The organism is Methylorubrum zatmanii (assembly GCF_014845115.1).
Lineage (GTDB): Bacteria > Pseudomonadota > Alphaproteobacteria > Rhizobiales > Beijerinckiaceae > Methylobacterium > Methylobacterium zatmanii.
The window spans coordinates 1-17,968 of the sequence record NZ_NKUI01000078.1 but is presented as its reverse complement, the minus strand read 5'-3'; the positions used below and the strand labels follow the sequence as shown (position 1 = coordinate 17,968).

The window sequence follows — 17,968 nt, the reverse complement described above, 5'->3', positions numbered from 1 at the left end:
GTGTTGGTCTGGGTGAACCCGGTGGCGGAGGACACCGGTGCGGGCCGCGGCGCCCTGGACGCGGTGCTGCGGGAAGTGGCCGCCACCGGAGTCCTCGTGAGCGCCCGCCCGGACGTAATCGACCGGATGGGGACCAAGGAGGTTCTAGTCCGGACGCGGGAGATGGACTGGGGCTCGGACACGCACCTCTACGCGAGCCATGTCGCCTTCGGCGCGGAGTTCCCCAGGCGTGTGGCGGAGGGAACGCGGGTGCTGAAGCGCAGCCGCGGCAATGGCGGCATCGGCGTCTGGAAGGTCGAGCGCGCTGCGGGTCCCGACGTCCAGGTTCAGGAGGCGCGTGACCGGAGCCTGCGCACCGTGCCGCTCGACGCGTTCATGGCAGAGCGCGTCGCCGACTTTGCGGCGGGCGGCTCCCTCGTCGACCAGCCGTTCCAGCCCCGGCACCTGGAGGGCATGGTCCGCTGCTACGTCTCGGGAGACCGGGTGGTTGGGTTCGGCCGCCAGCTTGTAACGGCTCTCGCCCCTCCCGAGGCGGGACCGGCGCCGCGGCGTCTCTACTCGGCGCCGGATGACACGCGCTTCCAGCGCTTGCGTGGCCTGATGGAGGCTGGGTGGGTGCCCGAGATGGCGGAACGGCTGGGGTTGAGGCCGGACGACCTCCCGGTCGTCTGGGACGCCGACTTCCTCTTGGGACCGAAGGATGCCGCCGGCGGGGACACCTACGTGCTCTGCGAGATCAACGCGAGCTCGGTGTATCCCATTCCCGACGAGGCGCACGACGCCCTGGTCGCGACGACGCTGAGAAGGCTGACCGGGGTCCGTCCCCGAACTCCCTTGCGCAAGGGCGAGTAATCCGCCGCGTCCTTCCGGCTCTTGAGGCCCGATGCCAGGCGGCGCACACTCCAGGCCATGAGCGAGCCCGGGATGTCATTCGCCTTTCCCGGACCCTATGTCCCGGGTGGACGGGACGTGCAGGTGGCGGATCGCGCGTTTACCTCGTCCGCGCCATCGGGAAAACGGCCTCGCGTGCGTTCACCGATATCCAAACGCCTGCGGGCGCGCTACGGAAGGCTAACCAATCTCCCGGAGACTGGTGCGGTGATTCCGATGGTCCGACGTTTGCCTGGGGTCGCGACGGCTTTGGCACCGGTGGCTCCGGCGCCGGTTAGGATGGGGATGAGGGATGTCTGAGGTACTGCCTCCGCTCTTCCTCTCCTCGCGCGGCTACGAGGATGCGGTCCGGGTCTCCGAAGCTTTTCAGGCCGAGCGGGCGGAAGTGGTCGAGCAGGCCGTCCGCATGGCCGCGGAACATCTCGTGACACGCTCGTGGGCGGACTACGACGAGACGTACCTCTCGCTCTATGTGCTGCACCTCGCCGGGCACGGACATCCGTTCCCCGTCGTCGGCCCCGCCGTCGAGGAGAAGGCGTTGCCGCATCGGGAGACGGTGCAGTTCCACCTCTCCATAGACCTGGCGGTGGGCGAGAGCCGGTACGCGATGCTCGACGAGCGGGCCGTGGCGAGGCTGATCAACTTCCGGCATGCGCTGGAAGGGCTGATCCCGTTCCGTATGCATCCGCATCTCCTGGTTCTCGGCCTTCCCTGGAAGCGGCATGGAATCGTCGACGCGCCCGGCCCATTCCCGGAGCGCCACCTGACACTCGGTTTCCAGGTGCGGCAGTACCGTCCCCGGTCGCTGCCGGAGCCGGCCGGGGACGGCGTCCTGGTGCAGTTCGATGTTCTGTATCCCGAGCTTGCGGGCGTCCGTCCCATGACCGGCGGGGACCGTTCCGAGGGCGCGGGAGAAGGCTTGGTGTCGTCCTTCCTGCAGGGCGCGGCCTGGAACGCCATCTCGGCCCGTTTCAACGTCGACGACGTTGCGGTAGACGGTCGAGCCTGATCTCCTGAGCGGACGAAACGCCTGCCAATGAGTGCCCCCGCGCAGACACTCGTCTTCGTGCCGCTGCGCGAGGAGATGGGCCATATCGACGCCATCGCCCAGCAGAAGGGATACCAGCATACCCGCGGCATCTTCGATCCCCGCGAGCCCGATCACACGTACTGGTATCTGAGGCCGAACCGCCAGCGGGCAACGGTCACGTTCAAGGTCCTTGGGGACATGGGCAACGTACGCACCGCCGCGTTCGTCGCCGCGGCTTGCCAGTCCGTCATGCCGGAGGTGGTCCTGATGGCAGGGCTGGCCGGCTCCCTGGACCCGGAGAAGGCCCGCCTGGGCGACGTCTTCGTCATCGACATGGCCAAGACGATCTATGCCGACAAGATCAAGGCCATTGACCTCGTGCGAGAGGCGTTCGTCCCGCCTGGGTCGGTGCCGGTCGGCGGGCTCGGGGCCACTGGCAAGACACTCCTCGACGAGCGCAAGCGGGTCATGGGCGATGCGAACGCTTTGCGTTACCGACGCGACGTCGTGCGCAGCCCGGGGGGCGCCATGTGGGCGGCCATTTACGTGAATGGGCTCACCTCGCGCGACCCCCTCGTCCTGGAAGGCGTCACGGCGCACCATCTCGCCGGACTAAACCCGGCCGAGCAGGCCCGCTGCCTCAACCCCGATCCCAAGATCCGGAACTGTGTGCCCCTCGTGTCGGAGATGGTCATCGACTCCCAGGAGTTCATCGACTTCCTGCAGGAGCGGAACGCTCGGGAGGACATCGGCTGGTACGCAAACGGCACCTCCCAGGAGGACAGGGACCGCAACCCCTGGACGAAAGGTGACGTGCCCATCGTCGACATGGAGAGCTACGGCTTCTTCAAGCTCGTCGAGGCCCTGGCGTCGGTGGCGCCGGCGATGCGTGCCTTCGCTATTCGGGGCGTCAGCGACCTCGCCGCCGGAAAGGCGACGTTGGACAAGGCGTCGAAGCAGGAGATCCGGGCCATCGCAGCCCGGAATGCCGCGGTGGTCACTTTCGACCTCCTGCGGGCCATTGATAACTCGGAGCTATCCGGGCGGCGTCCGTAACGCCTCCTGAACCGTCGTCGCGGTTGGGCCGCATGCCGGCGAGGTAGGAAACGACAAGCCCCTCGGCCTGACCTCCCTGTCCGATGGACCTTGTCGCCTGAAGGCATCGCCAGCGCCCGCCAGACGCCTTCCCCTCGAATCGGGCACGCAGACACCATGAACGGATCGCCCCCGCAGGCCTTCGCGAACCGCTACGTCGCCGCCAAGGTCTTCGTCGCGACGCCAAGGGAGAACCTCGACCGCTTCTTCAACAGCGTCGCGAACTTCGTCGGGGCCGAGGTCCTGGGCCGCCTTGTCTCGGGTTACGAGGCCGTCCGGTTCGACGCCGTCAACGAGGCCATCTCTGAGGCGCATCGGGCCGCCGCGATGGAGTTGGGAAAACGGGGCCTGTTTCGGATGCGGGAGGCCATGCTGTCCTACAAGACCTGCTACATCGACGACTGCCTCAACTATCTAGTGGACGGACGCCAGCCGGCGGAGGAACGCCTCTCGTTCCTGGAATACCTCCTCATGCTGTGCAGCCGGCGCCTCCAGCACGTCTGGCAGGTCGTCGAGGAGCGCATCGACAGGTTCCTGAAGGCCTCGTCGCTTCGGATCGCCTATCGCGAACTCACCTTCCGTCCCGTCGATGCCGCGCTCATCGAGAACGAGGTGCACAAGCCCTTCTGGGAGCTGATCGAGGACCGCCCCTGGGTGAACGTGCGAGCCGACATGGAGCAGGCCCTCGCGCTCAGGGACTCCGGCGGGCCGGACCCGGCTTTCTACGCGGCGCGCGCCCTGGAAAGCGCCATCAAGGTGATCAGCAACCTCAACAGCTGGAGCACCGGCCACGAGAAGGGAGCGGCCAGCTACATCGACAACCTCGTCAGCCAGAAGAACGGGCGGTTCGTCGAGGTCTGGGAGGCCGACGCCCTCAAGCACTTCTTCGGCAAGGTCCGAAACCCGACCGCGCACGGCGCCGGCGACGCGGAGCAGCCGCGGCTTGGCAAACATCAGGCGACCTGGGCCATCGAGTTCTGCATGATCTGGATCAAGAGCCTCGTCGGACGGATGTGAGGTCAGGACTACGGGGATCGGCCGCTCGACGGCACGAAGGACAGACGGCTTTCCGGGACATCCTTATACGGCCCCGTGCTGCCGCTCCGAGTTCCCGACAACACATTCGAGCCCGTCGCGCCGAACTCGTTAACCTTGGAACGAAAGATGAACGACGGCATTGAGGCAGCGGGGGAGCGGCTTGCAGTCGCCAATCTGCGACGAACTCAATGTCCGCGCCCCTGAACCCGGACCAAGTGTCCTGACCCGGGGGTCGAGCCATTGAAGTGCGAGATCGAGTTCATGGCGGTGGGCGAGGCCGCCAAGGCGGGCGATGCCATCATCGTGCGTTACGGAGAGCCGGATGCCTTCGGCCTGATGCTCGTCGATGGAGGGCATGCCAGCACCGGCGACCGGATCGTCAGCCATCTCCGGCGGAACTTCACCTCGCGGGTGGTCCTCGAACACGTGGTCCTCACCCATTCGGACGGGGACCATGCTTCCGGGCTGAGGACCGTGCTCCGCGAAATCCCGGTGCGGAACCTATGGCTTCACGTGCCGTGGCTCCTTGCGGAGCAATCCCGGCATCTCTTCCTCGACAAGCGCTTCTCGCAGGAGGGCCTCCAGAATAAGCTCATGGCCGAGTACGGCATCGTCGCCGAGATCCTCGACCTCGCGGCGGCGGCCGGCTGCAAGCTCCATTACCCCTTCGCCGGGGAGCGGATCGGCCCGTTTACCGTCCTGTCGCCGAGCTTCGAGGCCTACCGCTACCTCCTGCCCCAGTTCGACAGGACCCCGGCGGCCGACCAAGCCGCCATCGAGCAGGCGGGTATGTGGATCGGGAAGCGGACCGTGCTCGACCGGATGCTGGAGGCCGCCCGTGCCAAGGTCCAGAGCTGGACGGAGGAACGCTGGGACCTTGAGCGGCTCCGGGACGGGGGGCTCACGAGCGCGAGCAACGAGTCCAGCGTCGTCCTCTACGGCTCGTTCGAGAAGGGTCCGGTGCTGCTCACCGGCGACGCCGGCATCAGGGGGCTGACCTGGGCCGCCAACGCCGCCGACGCGCTCGGCCTTCCGCTCCAAAGCTTCAGCTTCGTCCAGATCCCGCACCACGGAAGCCGGCGCAACGTCGGCCCGACCATCCTCGACAGGCTGCTCGGCCCGAAGCGGCCCCAAGGCTCGGCGCCTCGTTTCAGCGCCTACGTCTCGGCCCCTGCCGACGACGCCGACCATCCCCGCAGGATCGTCCTCAACGCGTTCAAGCGACGGGGCGGCAAGATCATCGCCACCCAGGGTGTGGACAGGTGCCACAACGCCGGCTTCCCGGGACGGGCCGGTTACGGACCCTCGGAGGAGCTACCCTTCTTCACGACGGTCGAGGAATACACGTGACGAAGGAGGCGCCTCCCAAGTCCCTGAAGGACCAGAACCGCGTGGCCCTCTGGACCACCATCGCCGTCAACCTCGTCGCCCTCTACGGCTTCTCCCAGTACGAGGCCGTGTCAACGTCGGGGATCAAGGGGATGCTCGCGGGCGCTACCAGCTTTGTGCCGATGGCGCTCGCCCTCATCGCCACCACCCTGGCAAACGGCTTCCTCAGCGCCGAGACCAAGGCCAGGCTCGTCTTCCTGCGCTGGCGGCATGCCCTTCCGGGCCACAGGGCCTTTAGCAAGTTTGGGGTCACCGACCCGCGCATCGACGTCGAGGCCCTCAGGAAGCTTCTCGGAAGGGATTGGCCGGCTACCCCCGAGGCGGAGAACCGCGTCTGGTACCGCTTCTTCAAGGAGACCGAGAGTGTCCCCGTCATCCTCTGGGCGCACCGCGAGTTCCTGTTTACGCGGGATTACGCCGGCTTCGCAGCCCTGTTCATGGTCACGTTCGGCGCCGCGGCCGCCTTCACGGTGCGGCCGCCATCGGTGTTCGCCCTCTACCTGGCCTGCCTCGCTCTCCAGTTTCTCGTAGCCCGCCACGTGGCGGCGACATACGGAAACCGTCTGGTCTGCACCGTCCTCGCGAGGCGAGGAGCCGCGCCGGTCAAGAAACCCCCAACCCAGGGCAGGCGGGGGGCCAAGACCTCGTCATCCAAGGCGAATGCTTGACCCGCACGTCTCAGGGCGGGGCGGGTGTGAGGATTTCCCCAGGATCCACCGCAAACTCGTCGCAAAGGGCCCAGGGATTTCACCGTGCTGGTTGATCGCAGGCCCGGTATGGCTATGTTCACCATGAGTTCTCGCAGGCCTTGTGGGCATTCCCGCCCGATGCGGCCCAGTATCCACCCCTCAGGAAAGCGGTCATGATCTTCGCCCGTCGCTTCATACGGCGCTCAGGACCCCGCGACTTCACGCGTTCCCTGACCCCCATTACCGAGGCCTGACCGTCGGCTCGAACGAGCCCGGCTGCCTCGGACCTGAGGCAGCCATGATCCCAGAACCCGCCTACGCGTCCGATCCCGACAGCCTGCTCGGCATCCTGTTCAGGCGCATCTGCGTTCTGCGCACCGAGCTGGGCGAAGCCGCCTACGAGCGCAGTCTGAGGGCATTGCTCGTCACTCTGGGCGCATCCGCCTTGGACGAGGCCGAGCGGCGCGCCCGCGACCTTGAAGAGCGCATCGGGACGAGGCCGTCCGACGTGCGCGTCACGGCGACCGCGGCCCGACGCCAGCCCGAGCCCCTCGACGTCGACAGTAAGCACTGACGCCGGAGCCGCCATGTTCTACGCCCTGCGCCTCATATCGGAACGCTGCCTGCCGACCTCGCGCGGCACGGCCCACGCGCGCCCGAAACCGGCCTCGCGCGTCCCCTCGCAATCCCCATCCCGCATCCCCGAGGCCTGAGCCGGCGCAAGCACGCGCGGCCGCCTCGCGACGGAGGCTGCCGTGAAGAACATCGACAGGACACCCGCCCAGACCCTGAAGTCCCTCGCCGCCTCCACGGAGGCGGAGGCGGGCTCGCTCGACGATTTCCTCGACAACGGCGCGGCACCCCGGGAGACGCTCGCCACGATGCCGGTGCGCCTCATCCTGGCGATGGACCTCATCCAGGACACTGTGCCGGCGTGCCACCTCGAACGGATCGCCACGCACACCGGCACCGCCATGGTGGTCGGCGTGCCCGGTCCCGATTACGTCGACGCCGTCGGCCAGGCATTTTCCCGGGCAGGATGTTGGGGCGTCACATATCGGCGCAGCGGCGCGAGCAAGACGGGCGACAAGCCAGGGGTCGGCTCCGAGGAGGCCGCCCAGATCCTCTCCGCCGGCCAGAACGTCCTCGGGGTCTCGCACGCTCCCGACCAATTCCTGCCAGCTTCCCTCATGACCGCGGCGGACATCCGCATCGACCCCGTCTGCGTCAGGGCGCGGGCGACGCGGCTCGCATCGGCGAGGGCGGCATCCGCGTCCAGTTCGCCGGTGGCCACTCGCGCCTCTAGGTCGGTGACGTAGAGAACGCCCTCCGTCAGGAGGCGGGCGTCGCCGGCGCCACGGCCGAGGGCTCGACGGAGCAGCGTGAGATTCGTGCGGAGCATCGTCTGGGGAGTGGGAGACTGCAGCATGTTCACCCCCTTAGTTCCGGACCGCCAGGTGCTCGCGCGAGGCGAGCACCGTTTCGACGAGCCGCCGGACGAGCCGGACGCTGCCCCCCTCCTGGAAGTGCACCTCGACGATCTCGGCCTCCTCGCCGTCGAGGTCAGGGAGCCAATGCTCGTCCAGGCCGCGCTCGCTGCGGATCTCCTGCATGACGCCGCGCAGCAGGACCGGGAGATCCTCGCGCCGGGGGCCGGGAATCGCCAGAATCCTGAAGCGGTCGCACAAGGCGGGGTGCGACCGCTTGAGGCCGGCGACGTCGTTGGCCGTCGCGATATAGGACACGCCGGACAGGTCGACCGGACTCTCGACGTAGCTGTCGAAGAAGCGGCGGGCATCGTCTGTTAGGAGCGGAAGAATGCCGTCCAACAGGCTGCCATTAGTTGTGCCGGTTCCAACTTTATCGATCTCGTCGAGGATGATCAGACCGCTTGCCGACTGCAGCCGCTTCAGGAGTTGCAGCGGAATTGAAGCGCGCCCCGTAGCCCACTGGCGGCTGGTCGAGAGGAACGATGCGTCCGACGACCCGGACGCCGAATAGACCTGGACCCCCAGCCCCAGCACCTCTGCGATCCGGCGGGCGAGCCGGGTCTTCCCGGAGCCGGGCGGACCGACGAGGAGGACGGGCCGCACGTAGACGTGGGGCCGCCCTGCGAGGTCCCGCAGGACCGCGTCGATGATGCCCTCGGCATAGGGGAACTCGGCGACGAGCTCGGCCCGCGCCGCGGCGAGGTCTCTCACTCGGGCGAGCGGCCATCTCCGGCCCGCGAACGGGGCCCACTCGGCCCGGGGCGTCGACGAGCTCGACGAGCCCGGCTTGTCGCCGTTCTTGGCCGTCCCGGGCAGGTGCTCTGTAGACGCGAGCACCATGAGGGACGGGCCGTCCTCGACGACCGTCTTCCGCGCCTCGACGATGGCCTGGACGTGCGACGGGAGCGTCGTGGCCGCCTTCGGCTTGGGCGTGAGACCCCGGAGGGCGTCGGCCCCGATCTCGGCCCAGGTTCCCACGACATCGTACGGGGGGCCGCCCGGGAGGCACGTGCCGACGCGCCACGTCTGGCCCTCGGACATGGAGGCGCCGACGCCGGCGTGGAGCAGGCGCTCCTCGCCGGGCCCATACGTCTTGGCATGGTACCAGACGACCCGCTGCAGGGCGGCGATGGCCTCCTCGTTGCCGAAGGCGGAGGAGTGGAAGCAGACGCGGTCGCGGAGCGCACCGAGGTCGTCGTCCTCGCCGTCGTAGAGTTCGAGCTCCTGCTCGATTGTCCGGCGCTGATCGAGCAGGCGGGCCATCTCCTGCCATGCAGTGTGCAGGCGGATGGCCAGCCAGTCGTCAGCGTATCGGTTCTGACGCCCGAGGCGGTCCGAGACCGCGTGCCAGACCGACGTGACGACGGCGGCCCACTCTCGGCTGCCGCCGCATGCGAGGAGGAGCTGGTCTCTCTCGCCCGTCAGGAGCTCTGGATATCGGCCGGCCAGGGCAGCGTAGACGTCGCGCTGGGGAGAGCCGCCGTAGGGGGCCTCGCCGAGCAGGAGCGCGCGCACGTCCGTGGCGCGCCCGAAGTGGGCGGTTCTGCGTCGCATGGGGTGTCCATCCTCCGGCCACAGGCGTTCGCCTCGGGCACGTCAGCAGACCCTACAGTTGGGCCCTTAAGGACACGTCAACGAAATCCTAACGGGACCCGATTCAGGTCGCGTCATTTTTAGGCATCGGCCGCTCGCGCGCGTCCCGGGCGCCGTGCACCAGGGCGACGGCCTCGTCGAATCCCGCCCGGGCGAGGACGCCAAGAGCGTCGCGGTCGCGCGGATGCGTGCGCGTCACGGCGCCGCCCTGGGAATAGGGCCCCCGGTCGACGAGCTCGGTCGCCGCCAGCAGCAGGTAGCCCATGGCCCGCGGGGCTGGCGCAGCGGCGGCGCGCCCGAGCAGGCGGAGCAGCCACGTGGGCAAGCCGTTGCGGGCGTAGCGGTCCCGCGTGACGGTCCGCCGGTTGAGGTCGGAGACACGCGACAGGCTGTTCGTATAGTCGCTGCCCCAGAGGGCCGTCGCCGCGGCCTCGACGGCATCCGCGAGATCATCCGCAATGTCGGCGTGCTCGACGGGACGGCCGCCCACGTGCGGAACGCGCCCCTCGAACGTCAGGGGCTGGCCATTGGCCTCGCCGACGGCGTCAGGGTGGTCGGGGACGGGGGTGAGGACGACACGCATGCCACCCGGCATAGCACGCCGCCCGAAACGAAGAAGGCCCCGCTCACCGGCGGGGCCTTGTCTGCCCTCCCTCAGGCGGGAGGAACGTTTCGTGCTGGACCGGTTCCTGTTCAGGATAGGTCTGCCCTCCTTCGCGGGAGGACCCGCTTATTCAGCGGTCCCAGAAAGCATTGGGTACGCCGCCCTTCCGGTCAAGGGCACTCGCGTAGACGAATCGGTCGATCCACATAGAATCCGAGATGGGCCTAGCCCGCGTGTCGCCGGCCGGAGGTAGCAGGTTCGATTCCTGCCCCCTCGCCACCACACGAGGACGTAGCTCAGTGAGCCGGAGCACCGGCAGGCGGCATGAAGGGGTCTCGTCACCGACCAGGGTGGCGGGGCCCCTTCGGATTCCGGGAGGGGGTAGAGCATGCAGCCGTCCGAGGTCACCACCACCGTCCCGGGCTACCCGCCGCCCGAGATGATCCGCGAGATCATCGACGCCGCCGCCGTCTCGATGGAGGCCCGGACCGGCCGGGAGTTCACCCTCACCTTCGCTGCCGAGTACGGCATCCTGCGGTCCGTGCGAGACGACGGCTTTCACGCGGCCTACCTCGTCCCTCCGGTCGGCCCCTCCTACCGGCGCACCGAGGGGGAGCGCATCGGCGGCGAGGATCTGTCGCCCGAGGAGCGCGCCCTGCTCTTGTTCCGCTTCCTCGTCGACGACGCGGTGGAGGCCTTCGTCAACGGCCACAACCAACGGGCGGCCTGAGCCATGGCCGAAACCAACGTCGCCTTCGCCTGCCCGGACTGCGGGCGCCCGCTCCCGCCGCACCAGGGCATGCCCCCCGAGATCCAGGGCTGCGGCCGGCTGGCGGTGCCCGCCCCGCATGTCGGGCTGTGCTTCCCCACCGACGACCGCGGCGGCTTCGCCGTTCGGTGGACGACGCGGCCGAAGCAGACCTCTCGCACGCGGGACGCCGACCTCCCGGCCGTGGGGTCGTTCCATGGCTGACATGACCTACGAGGACTTCCTCAGCCTCGACCGGGCTCACCGGCGGATTGCCGCCCACCCCGAGGAGGACCGCATGCGCGAAGCGTGGGCTGCGGCGCTGGGCGGGTCGGCGGGCCTCACCATCGAGGAATGGGTCGCGGAGTTCGGCGCGCTGCCCGGGCTAACCATCACCCAGGTGATCATGTCTCGCCGGGTGGCCGCCATGGCCGAGACGATGCGCCCCCTCCTAGGCAAGCAGCTCTCCATCCGGGCCCGCCGGCGGTGGCAGGGGCGCGCCCGGGCTTGGCTCAAGAGGACGGCATGACCCGCGAGCTCCCCCCCTTCGGCTGGACCGCCCAGGACGAGGCGCGGGCGGCGCGGATTCGAGCGGAGCGGGGCCAGAACCCCATCATCTTCGACGAGGTGAGCACGTGGCGGTCTCCCGCGCCGTTCACAGTGGCCGGCGCCGACATCACCGCCGCCGGCCTACGGGTCACCCTGTTCCGCCCACGGGTGTTGTTCTCGACGCCGGCGCGAGAGGAGCCCCCATGCGAGGGGTGACCCGGCAGCCGCCCCGCCCGGTCCGCGTCGCCTGCCCGAGGTTCCCCGCCCCGATGCGGGAGGCCCTGCGCTGGCACCGGGGCGTCCGGGCGTACGACGACCTCGAACGCCTCTACGCGAAGCGGGGCACGTACCCTCTCCTAGCGAGCCCACCCCAGTCCGCCAGCGCCTGCTTGAACGCGGGCGACGCGAAGAGCGTGGCCCCCCCGCCTCGCTTAGCTGGGACGATGGCGACGTGCGGCTCGATGCCCGCCCGCTCGAAGAGCCGGATCGAGGTCAACGTCAGCGGGACGTTGAAATCTCTGCGAAAGGGCATGCTCATCCAAATAATCGCAAGTTGAGCGGAAAGGGTATGCACCTCATTTGAGTGTGCGACTTGGTCGCTCATGCCGGAGGCCTGCACGTACAGTCTCCTCGCTCGCTCGGCGAAAGCTGGACTTCCGCCGCAGCGATACCTGTTGAAGGCGTAATCGAGCACGCCCCTCCAATACTCGCGGTCAGAGTAGCCGGCAGTCGTTCTGGCGAGATGCATGCTGTCGAGGTAGACCCTCAGGTCTGCGTGGCTGAGTTGCCCGTTTTCATCTAGGGCCTCCTTGCAGATTCCCCCGCCCACGTTGCCGAGACTGTTGTGCAGGACGTCTTCGCACTCCCACGTGGCCGCCTGCACGAGGCTCGCCCTGTAGGCCTCCAGGGCCTCTGGCGCCATGCGCTCGTAGACGTAGTTACCTACGAGGTTCAGGTCGCTCATGATGTCCTCCAGCGTTGTCGCCCGGGGACCGCCCCGAGCCGATGGAGGCCACCCTGCCGCCGCCGAATTCGAGATTGGCAAAGAGGTTCGTCGGATTCGGGGGGGTGTGGATTAACCTTCTGGTAAGGCGAGGACTGTGCGCGAAACGCACACAGGATGCTGCGACATCCTGTCCGCCATGACGATTGCCGTTTCCGGTCTCCGGGCTTCGCTTCGATTGCAGGGGAAAGGAGACCTGCCATGACCGAAGCCACCCTGCTCGACGACCTGCACTACGACCTCGCCTGCGCCGAGGACCTCCGGGCCTGCCTCGTGGACCTGTGCGCCCGGTACCCCGCCCACCGCGACGACCTCGTGGACTTCGCCTGCGAGCTCGCCGCCATGGATCTGCGGGCCGCCGTCTACCCGGAGCCGCCGTGCCCGCCGGTCGACGAGGACGTCGCGGCCCGGGCGCTGGCGCGGTTCCGGCGGGTGGAGGCGGAGGTCCTGGCGCGGGCCTGAACCGTCACGCCGCCCGGGAGGCCTCCGCCTGAACCTCCGCCTTGGCATTTTCCTCGGCCGCCTTGAGGGCCGCCGTCTTCGCCTTGCCGGCCGCCTCGCGCTCCCGCCGCCGGGCCGCGATCTCGGCCCGCAGAACGGCGAGGTCCGGCAGCGCGACGGCGGCGGCCTGCTCGTCGACCCACGCGCACCACCGTTCCATGACAGGGGCCTTGAGGTCGAGGCGGTCGTCGTCCGTGTAGTGCCCCTCCAGGACGTCGTCCGAGCGGATGCCCTCGGCGTGGTCGACGACGAGCTTCACGTCGGAGCGCTGGAATCGGAACCGCCGTTGGCAGGTGTTGGTCAGGCCGCGGCGCAGGTCGTGCGGGGAGGCCCTCAGCCCGAGGTCGAGAAGCCGGTGATTGATGGCGGCCGGGGAGAGATGGCCGTCCACCGCTTCGCCGGCTTTGCGAGCGCGGATCTGCGGGAAGAGGTACGGGCTGCCCGCGGCGCGGGCGCGTTCAAGCTGGCCCCGGAGGAGCTCCCAGAGAGCCGGCGGCAGCGGGATGCAATGCCGGTGCCGGTCCTCGCGCCTGTCCGCCGTCTTGCGGTGGAGCGGACCCATCGACCACACTCCCCAGCCGGGCGTCTCCTCCCACGGGACGAAGTCCTCGACGAGGGCGCTGCTGATCGGGCGCCGACGCTGACCGGTCGCGACGAGGAGCTGCATGGCGACGCCGAGAGACCGTTCGAGCGCACCTGCGCGGGACACGGCGACCACGTACCCGGTCTCGCGCGGCGTCGCGACATAGGTTCCGGGCACCTTGCCGTTGGCCCTCGGCTTCACGCCCTTCGAGCGTTGCGGCGCCTTCAGGCCCGCCATGGTCGTTTGGACGCCGGACCTGCGCCGGACGTGGTCTTCGGCCATGTAGTTCCACATCGGGCGGAGGACGGAGGCGAGGTGCTCGGCTTGGCGCTCCCGGCCGGTCTCGTGGACGTCGGCGACGATGCCGGCGAGTTGCTCGCGCGTGATCCGGCAGACCCGCCAGGATTCCGACAGCGGCGCGAGCTCCTTCATGTTGAGTACCGTCCGGTAGTCGACCCATGTGTCATGGCGGCGAGTCCGCTGAACCTCGGCGAGGTAGGCCTCGCGGGCTTGCTCCCACGTCCAGAACGGCGCGTCCTTCCAGTCGGCCTTGATCTCCGCGACGAGCTCCGGGCTCTTCTCCGGCTTGCCCGGCGGCGGTGGCGGCGCGACGAGCCCGAGCTCGGCGAACGTGCGGTGGAGCCAATCCATGTCCGGGACGGAGACACGGTTCTCCACCAGGGCCACCGCCTTCGCGGCGACGAGGCGCGCCTGGGGCAGGGTCAGCATCCCCGGGGTGCCGATCTTCAGGCGGAACGTCTGGCCGCCCCGCTCCAGCTTGATCCCCCACGACGCGCCGCGCGGCTTGAGGCGGAGGATGAGGCCGACGCAGCCGTCGTCGATGACGTCGCGCGGCTTGAGGCCCTTCACGCACTCGCCGACGAGCTTGTCGACCTTCTCTTGGGTCAGCTTGATGCCCACTCGGGAACGCTCCATGAACCGGGGCGGATCTGGGGCGGCGACCCTGGACGGGGCGGCTCCGAGGGGGCAAGGCCGAATGGGGCCCATCGTTAACAGGTCCCAGAGGGGAAACGGCTATTTCCGGGGCATCCGGCGGGCCGAAACTGGGGCGGCAGAGGTTAGATCACAGGAATCATAATCCTTGTGTCGGGGGTTCAAATCCCTCCCTCGCTACCAATTTCTTTGAGCCTCAAGAGGCCAAATCGATGAAGCCCTGGACATCGGTCCGGGGTTTTCTGCTTTCGGGTCAAGTCGTCCCAGGGCTCACCGGCTTGCGGATTGTCGATGCCGCAACGGTCTTCGGGTCGACCATCCGCTTTTGCGTCGAATCCTGACCCGCACAACGAACAAGCGCCCCCTCGGAGGCGCTTGAACGTCGAACGTTGCCGTCTCAGACCCAATCCGGTTGATCCCTTCGGGATGGCGGATAGGGGCTTCGCTCACACGCCGTGCGGGCTGACCGATACGGAACCCGCTCCGATCAAGCGGAGGCCGTCTCAGTTCGCGCGGGAGACGTCGACGAGGTTGTCGGAGAAGGACGGGGCGTGGCCCATATCGGTGAAGGCGGCCGAGGAAATGCTGTTGACCGTGCCCTCGTTGAGCTGGCGCCAGTAACCCAGCGTCGCGACCACCACACCCGGCGTCACATCGTCGGTGATGCGCGCCACACCTTTGAAGGCACCGCGGCCGTTGGCAACCTGGACACGGTCGCCGTCGAGGATGTTGCGGGCATGCGCGTCGTGCCGGCTGATCATCACGAACTGCTCGCCCTGGCCCTTCTGCTTGTCTTCCATGTTCGCGTAGCAAGAGTTCAGGAAGTAGTGGCTCTTCGGCGAGACGATGTTGAGCGGGAAGCGCTTGGCCAGTTCCGGATCGGCGGTGTGCGACTCTCGTGCACCGACATAATCGGGCAGCGGGTCGAGGGCCTCGCCGGGCTGGAAGCCCTCGTACATCTGCCGGAACGGCGGCGCGACGAAGTTCGTCGCGCCCTCGACCTTGAGCATGCACTTGCCCGTCTCGGTCGGGAAGTTGCCCTCCTTGTGCGGCGCGCGGTCGTCGGGCGTGCCGACCTTCAGGCGCGCGAAGCCGTGCTCGCGCATGTAGGCGAGGTCATAGCCCTCGCAGGCCGGCGCGTTCCAATCGACATAGTGCTCCAGGCACTCTGTGTCGCTCCACTTGAAGTTCTCCTCCTCGAAGCCGAGCCGCGCGGCGAGTCGCCGGAAGATCTCGTTGTTCGGGATGGCTTCTCCGGGCGCCTCCGCGCATTTGGTGTTGTAGGTCAGGTAGAGGTGTCCCCAGGACAGGATCATGTCCTCCATCTCCGCGCCCATGGCCGCCGGCAGCAGGATGTCGGCATAGGATGCGGTGTCGGAGATGAAGTGCTCGGCCGAGACCATGAACAGGTCCTCGCGCATCAGCCCTTCGACAATCTTGTCGGTCTCGGGGGCTTGGGTGACCGGGTTCGAATTCCAGCACATCATCGACATGATCGGCGGGTCGAGCTTCATCTCGCCGGTCAGGGCACGGCCGATCTGAAGGTTGCTGATGACGCGGGTGCCCTCCGGGATCAGGTCCGGGCGGCACATCACGTCGAACTTGTAGGGGTGCTCCCAGACCGGGAACTGGGTGACGCCGCCGCCGACATGGCGCCACGCGCCGGTCAGCGCGGGGATGCAGGTCACCGCCCGGATGGTCTGGCCGCCGCCATAATGCCGCTCCAGCGCGACCCCCATGCGGATGCCCACCGGCTGCGCCGTCGCCATCTCGAAGGCGAGCGTGCGGATATCGGCCGCCGGCACGCCGGTGATGCCTTCCGCCCATTCCGGCGTGCGGGTCCTCGCCCGCTCCTTCAACTCCTCGAAGCCGATCGTGTGATTGTCGACGTAATCCTGATCGACGAGGCCCTGCGCGATGATGGAGTTGATGAGCGCCATGGCGAGCGCACCATCGGTGCCCGGCTTCGGGCAGATATGCCAATCGGCGCCCTTGGCGGTGCGCGAAGCGTAGGCGTCGATGACGACGACCTTGGCGCCCTTCTTCTGAGCGTCCTTGACGATGGCCCAGTGGTGCAGATTCGTGCTGACCGAGTTGCAGGCCCAGATCACGATGTACTTGGAGTGGATGTAGCTCTCGGGGTCGAGCCCGGCCGTCGGTCCGACGGTGAGGAGCCACGCGGTGCAGGAGCCTTCTCCGCAGAAGGTCCGCTCGGTCACCGTGGCACCCATGCGGTTGAAGAAGGCGTCGCCGCCGTTCAGCCCGTGCACGAGGCCCTGATTGCCGAGATAGCTGTAGGGGACGATGGCCTGCGGGCCGTACTGGTCGATGATGCCCTTCCAGCGCGCGACGATGGTGTCGAGGGCCTCGTCCCAGGTCATGCGCTCGAACTGCTTCGAGCCCTTCGGGCCGACGCGGCGCATCGGGTAAAGCAGCCGATCAGGGTGGTAGTGGCGCTTCTCGTAGTCCTTCAGCTTCACGCAGAGGCCGCCCCGGGTCATCGGGTGGTCCGGGTTGCCGCGCACGCTCTTCAGCTCGCCTCCCTGAACCTCGAACAGCATCGAGCAGGTATCGGGGCAATCGTGCGGACAGGCGCCGAAAAAGGTCTCGGTCTTGCCCTCGAGCAGAGCCTCGGGATTGACGATTTCGTTCATGTTTCCTCCGCGAACGAGCGTGAGGCCTTTTTGTTTTTTCGCTGACCGGCTCGTTCCGCCTCAAGGATGCATTAAACTGCCAATAATTCCAACTTCCGGTGCGTCGCAGGGCGGGACGGTCTTCATCCCGGATCCCGATCGCGTGTTGTGGCCGATGCGCTGGCTTGCAGCGCGAGGAGACAGGCGTTGCGGTCGGGACGAGGCGCGGAGCTGCCGCTCATGCTCGTCACGTCCCGCCGCTTACGGCTTGCGAAGGCGATAGAACTGCCAAGTCAGCATCATGCTCGATGCCATCAAGGCGGCATGGAGCAGATGGAGGAGAAGCGGACCATCGTTCATCGGCTCGACCCTGCGGAAATGGCATTGCCGGAAAAGCAAGTTTTTCAGCAAAAACCGGGCCAAGTTCCAGCAGACCGTGTTCGATCCTATGTACGATCCGGGGTGGGGCGCACTCTGAACGGTTCTCGCCGCCTAGGACGGCGCCACTTCAGAGGAAGCGAATCCCTTGACCGAGAGCAGGCGGGTCAACGTCGCCAGCAGGTCGGTCTGGGTGATGACCCCCAGGATGGTTCGGTCGTCGTCGATGATCACGACCGCATGTGTGCGACCGTCGGTCAGAGCGGATGCCAAGGCGACCACAGGATCGTCAGGTCGGGCGGTCCTGGCTTCGGACAGCACCGATGCAAGGTCGGCATCGCCATGCAGTGTCAGCTCGCGCAGGCCGATCGTTCCTGCCAGCCCGCCGGCCTCGTCCACCACCGGCAATGTCCGGATGTTGTGACTGATGAGCAGCCGTCGTGCCTCCTCGGCGCTGGCGTCGCGATCGATGGTGACGATGTCGCGCGACATGACCTCGGCGCAGGTGAGATCGCCGTGCATGCGCTCGAGCGCCTGCAGTTCGACCTGTCGAAACAGGCGGTCGATATCGCCCCGGTCGATGTCCAGCGTCTCGTGCAATGCGACGAGAGCCGCATCGACGTCCTCGGGCCTGACACCGATCCGCAGGGCCGCGGGCAGGTCGGCGGTTCCGTGCGTGTTGGCAGGCGCCGCGACGGTGACGTGCGGGTAGTTGCGCCGGGAGATCTTATGGAAGGCGACGCCGAGCGCGACCAAGATGATCGAGTTCAGGCAGACGGGAAAACGTATGGCCCGCCCCG

20 protein-coding genes and 1 tRNA gene are annotated in these 17,968 nt (G+C 67.8%); 15 read left to right on the top strand and 6 right to left on the bottom strand.

What is annotated here, in order from left to right; genetic code table 11:
* From MZTS_RS10925 to MZTS_RS10890, 8 genes are all read left to right on the top strand, one after another.
* A partial coding sequence (locus MZTS_RS10925; RefSeq protein ID WP_192283857.1) for a Cj0069 family protein occupies positions 1 to 852 on the top strand: 852 nt, incomplete at its 5' end.
* A gap of 331 nt (positions 853 to 1,183) precedes the next feature.
* The gene (locus tag MZTS_RS10920; RefSeq protein ID WP_192283856.1) at positions 1,184 to 1,900 is read left to right on the top strand and encodes a hypothetical protein; all 717 of its coding nucleotides are present in this window, start codon (positions 1,184 to 1,186) and stop codon (positions 1,898 to 1,900) included.
* Positions 1,901 to 1,927: 27 nt separating this feature from the next.
* Positions 1,928 to 2,977, top strand: a complete 1,050-nt coding sequence (locus MZTS_RS10915) for a nucleoside phosphorylase-I family protein (RefSeq protein ID WP_192283855.1) — start codon at positions 1,928 to 1,930, stop codon at positions 2,975 to 2,977.
* A 156-nt stretch (positions 2,978 to 3,133) separates the two neighbouring features.
* Positions 3,134 to 4,033, top strand: a complete 900-nt coding sequence (locus tag MZTS_RS10910; protein ID WP_192283854.1) for a hypothetical protein — start codon at positions 3,134 to 3,136, stop codon at positions 4,031 to 4,033.
* A gap of 282 nt (positions 4,034 to 4,315) precedes the next feature.
* Positions 4,316 to 5,404: a ComEC/Rec2 family competence protein gene (locus MZTS_RS10905; RefSeq protein WP_210329232.1), complete on the top strand. Its 1,089-nt coding sequence runs from the start codon at positions 4,316 to 4,318 to the stop codon at positions 5,402 to 5,404.
* Positions 5,401 to 6,111, top strand: coding sequence for a hypothetical protein (locus MZTS_RS10900; RefSeq protein ID WP_192283852.1), 711 nt, complete (start codon positions 5,401 to 5,403; stop codon positions 6,109 to 6,111). Before MZTS_RS10905 ends, MZTS_RS10900 begins: the two co-directional genes overlap by 4 nt.
* 319 nt (positions 6,112 to 6,430) lie before the next feature.
* Positions 6,431 to 6,706 carry a hypothetical protein gene (locus MZTS_RS10895; protein WP_192283851.1) on the top strand — a complete coding sequence of 92 codons (276 nt, stop codon included), beginning with the start codon at positions 6,431 to 6,433 and terminating at the stop codon, positions 6,704 to 6,706.
* 181 nt (positions 6,707 to 6,887) lie between these two features.
* Positions 6,888 to 7,451: a hypothetical protein gene (locus tag MZTS_RS10890; RefSeq protein ID WP_192283850.1), complete on the top strand. Its 564-nt coding sequence runs from the start codon at positions 6,888 to 6,890 to the stop codon at positions 7,449 to 7,451.
* 120 nt (positions 7,452 to 7,571) lie between these two features.
* On the opposite strand, the gene MZTS_RS10885 is transcribed toward MZTS_RS10890, so the two are convergent.
* Entirely contained in the window at positions 7,572 to 9,176 is a 1,605-nt protein-coding gene (locus MZTS_RS10885) for an AAA family ATPase (protein ID WP_192283849.1), read from the bottom strand.
* A gap of 103 nt (positions 9,177 to 9,279) precedes the next feature.
* On the bottom strand, positions 9,280 to 9,798 hold the full coding sequence (locus tag MZTS_RS10880; RefSeq protein ID WP_192283848.1) for a hypothetical protein: 519 nt from the start codon (positions 9,796 to 9,798) through the stop codon (positions 9,280 to 9,282).
* Positions 9,799 to 10,207: 409 nt separating this feature from the next.
* Between MZTS_RS10880 and MZTS_RS10875 the strand changes: the two genes are divergently transcribed.
* Genes MZTS_RS10875 through MZTS_RS10860 form a run of 4 tightly spaced genes read left to right on the top strand, consistent with a single transcriptional unit; the run spans position 10,208 to position 11,332 of the window.
* Entirely contained in the window at positions 10,208 to 10,549 is a 342-nt protein-coding gene (locus MZTS_RS10875; RefSeq protein WP_009862530.1) for a hypothetical protein, read from the top strand.
* 3 nt (positions 10,550 to 10,552) lie between these two features.
* Positions 10,553 to 10,792 carry a hypothetical protein gene (locus MZTS_RS10870; protein WP_192283847.1) on the top strand — a complete coding sequence of 80 codons (240 nt, stop codon included), beginning with the start codon at positions 10,553 to 10,555 and terminating at the stop codon, positions 10,790 to 10,792.
* Positions 10,785 to 11,096, top strand: coding sequence for a hypothetical protein (locus MZTS_RS10865; RefSeq protein ID WP_192283846.1), 312 nt, complete (start codon positions 10,785 to 10,787; stop codon positions 11,094 to 11,096). The genes MZTS_RS10870 and MZTS_RS10865 overlap by 8 nt, the downstream gene beginning before the upstream one ends.
* Positions 11,093 to 11,332 carry a hypothetical protein gene (locus tag MZTS_RS10860; RefSeq protein WP_192283845.1) on the top strand — a complete coding sequence of 80 codons (240 nt, stop codon included), beginning with the start codon at positions 11,093 to 11,095 and terminating at the stop codon, positions 11,330 to 11,332. The genes MZTS_RS10865 and MZTS_RS10860 overlap by 4 nt, the downstream gene beginning before the upstream one ends.
* A 112-nt stretch (positions 11,333 to 11,444) precedes the next feature.
* Here MZTS_RS10860 and MZTS_RS10855 read toward each other — a convergent pair whose 3' ends face one another.
* A complete protein-coding gene (locus MZTS_RS10855; protein ID WP_192283844.1) occupies positions 11,445 to 12,080 on the bottom strand; it encodes a hypothetical protein in 636 nt (211 codons plus the stop codon).
* A 240-nt stretch (positions 12,081 to 12,320) separates the two neighbouring features.
* On the opposite strand from MZTS_RS10855, the gene MZTS_RS10850 reads away from it, so the two are divergent.
* Positions 12,321 to 12,581, top strand: a complete 261-nt coding sequence (locus MZTS_RS10850; protein ID WP_192283843.1) for a hypothetical protein — start codon at positions 12,321 to 12,323, stop codon at positions 12,579 to 12,581.
* 4 nt (positions 12,582 to 12,585) lie between these two features.
* Here MZTS_RS10850 and MZTS_RS10845 read toward each other — a convergent pair whose 3' ends face one another.
* Positions 12,586 to 14,139: an integrase family protein gene (locus MZTS_RS10845; protein WP_210329231.1), complete on the bottom strand. Its 1,554-nt coding sequence runs from the start codon at positions 14,137 to 14,139 to the stop codon at positions 12,586 to 12,588.
* Positions 14,140 to 14,274: 135 nt separating this feature from the next.
* Between MZTS_RS10845 and MZTS_RS10840 the strand changes: the two genes are divergently transcribed.
* Positions 14,275 to 14,340 (top strand) — tRNA-Met (locus MZTS_RS10840).
* Positions 14,341 to 14,660: 320 nt separating this feature from the next.
* Here the strand turns inward: MZTS_RS10840 and MZTS_RS10835 are convergent.
* Positions 14,661 to 16,811 (bottom strand): molybdopterin-containing oxidoreductase family protein, encoded by a 2,151-nt coding sequence (locus MZTS_RS10835; protein ID WP_192283842.1) that lies wholly within the window; start codon positions 16,809 to 16,811, stop codon positions 14,661 to 14,663.
* A 280-nt stretch (positions 16,812 to 17,091) separates the two neighbouring features.
* Here MZTS_RS10835 and MZTS_RS10830 point away from each other — a divergent pair, with 280 nt between their 5' ends.
* On the top strand, positions 17,092 to 17,268 hold the full coding sequence (locus MZTS_RS10830; protein ID WP_192283841.1) for a hypothetical protein: 177 nt from the start codon (positions 17,092 to 17,094) through the stop codon (positions 17,266 to 17,268).
* Positions 17,269 to 17,282: 14 nt separating this feature from the next.
* On the opposite strand, the gene MZTS_RS10825 is transcribed toward MZTS_RS10830, so the two are convergent.
* The coding region (locus MZTS_RS10825) for a CBS domain-containing protein (protein ID WP_192283840.1) at positions 17,283 to 17,968 on the bottom strand (686 nt) is incomplete at its 5' end.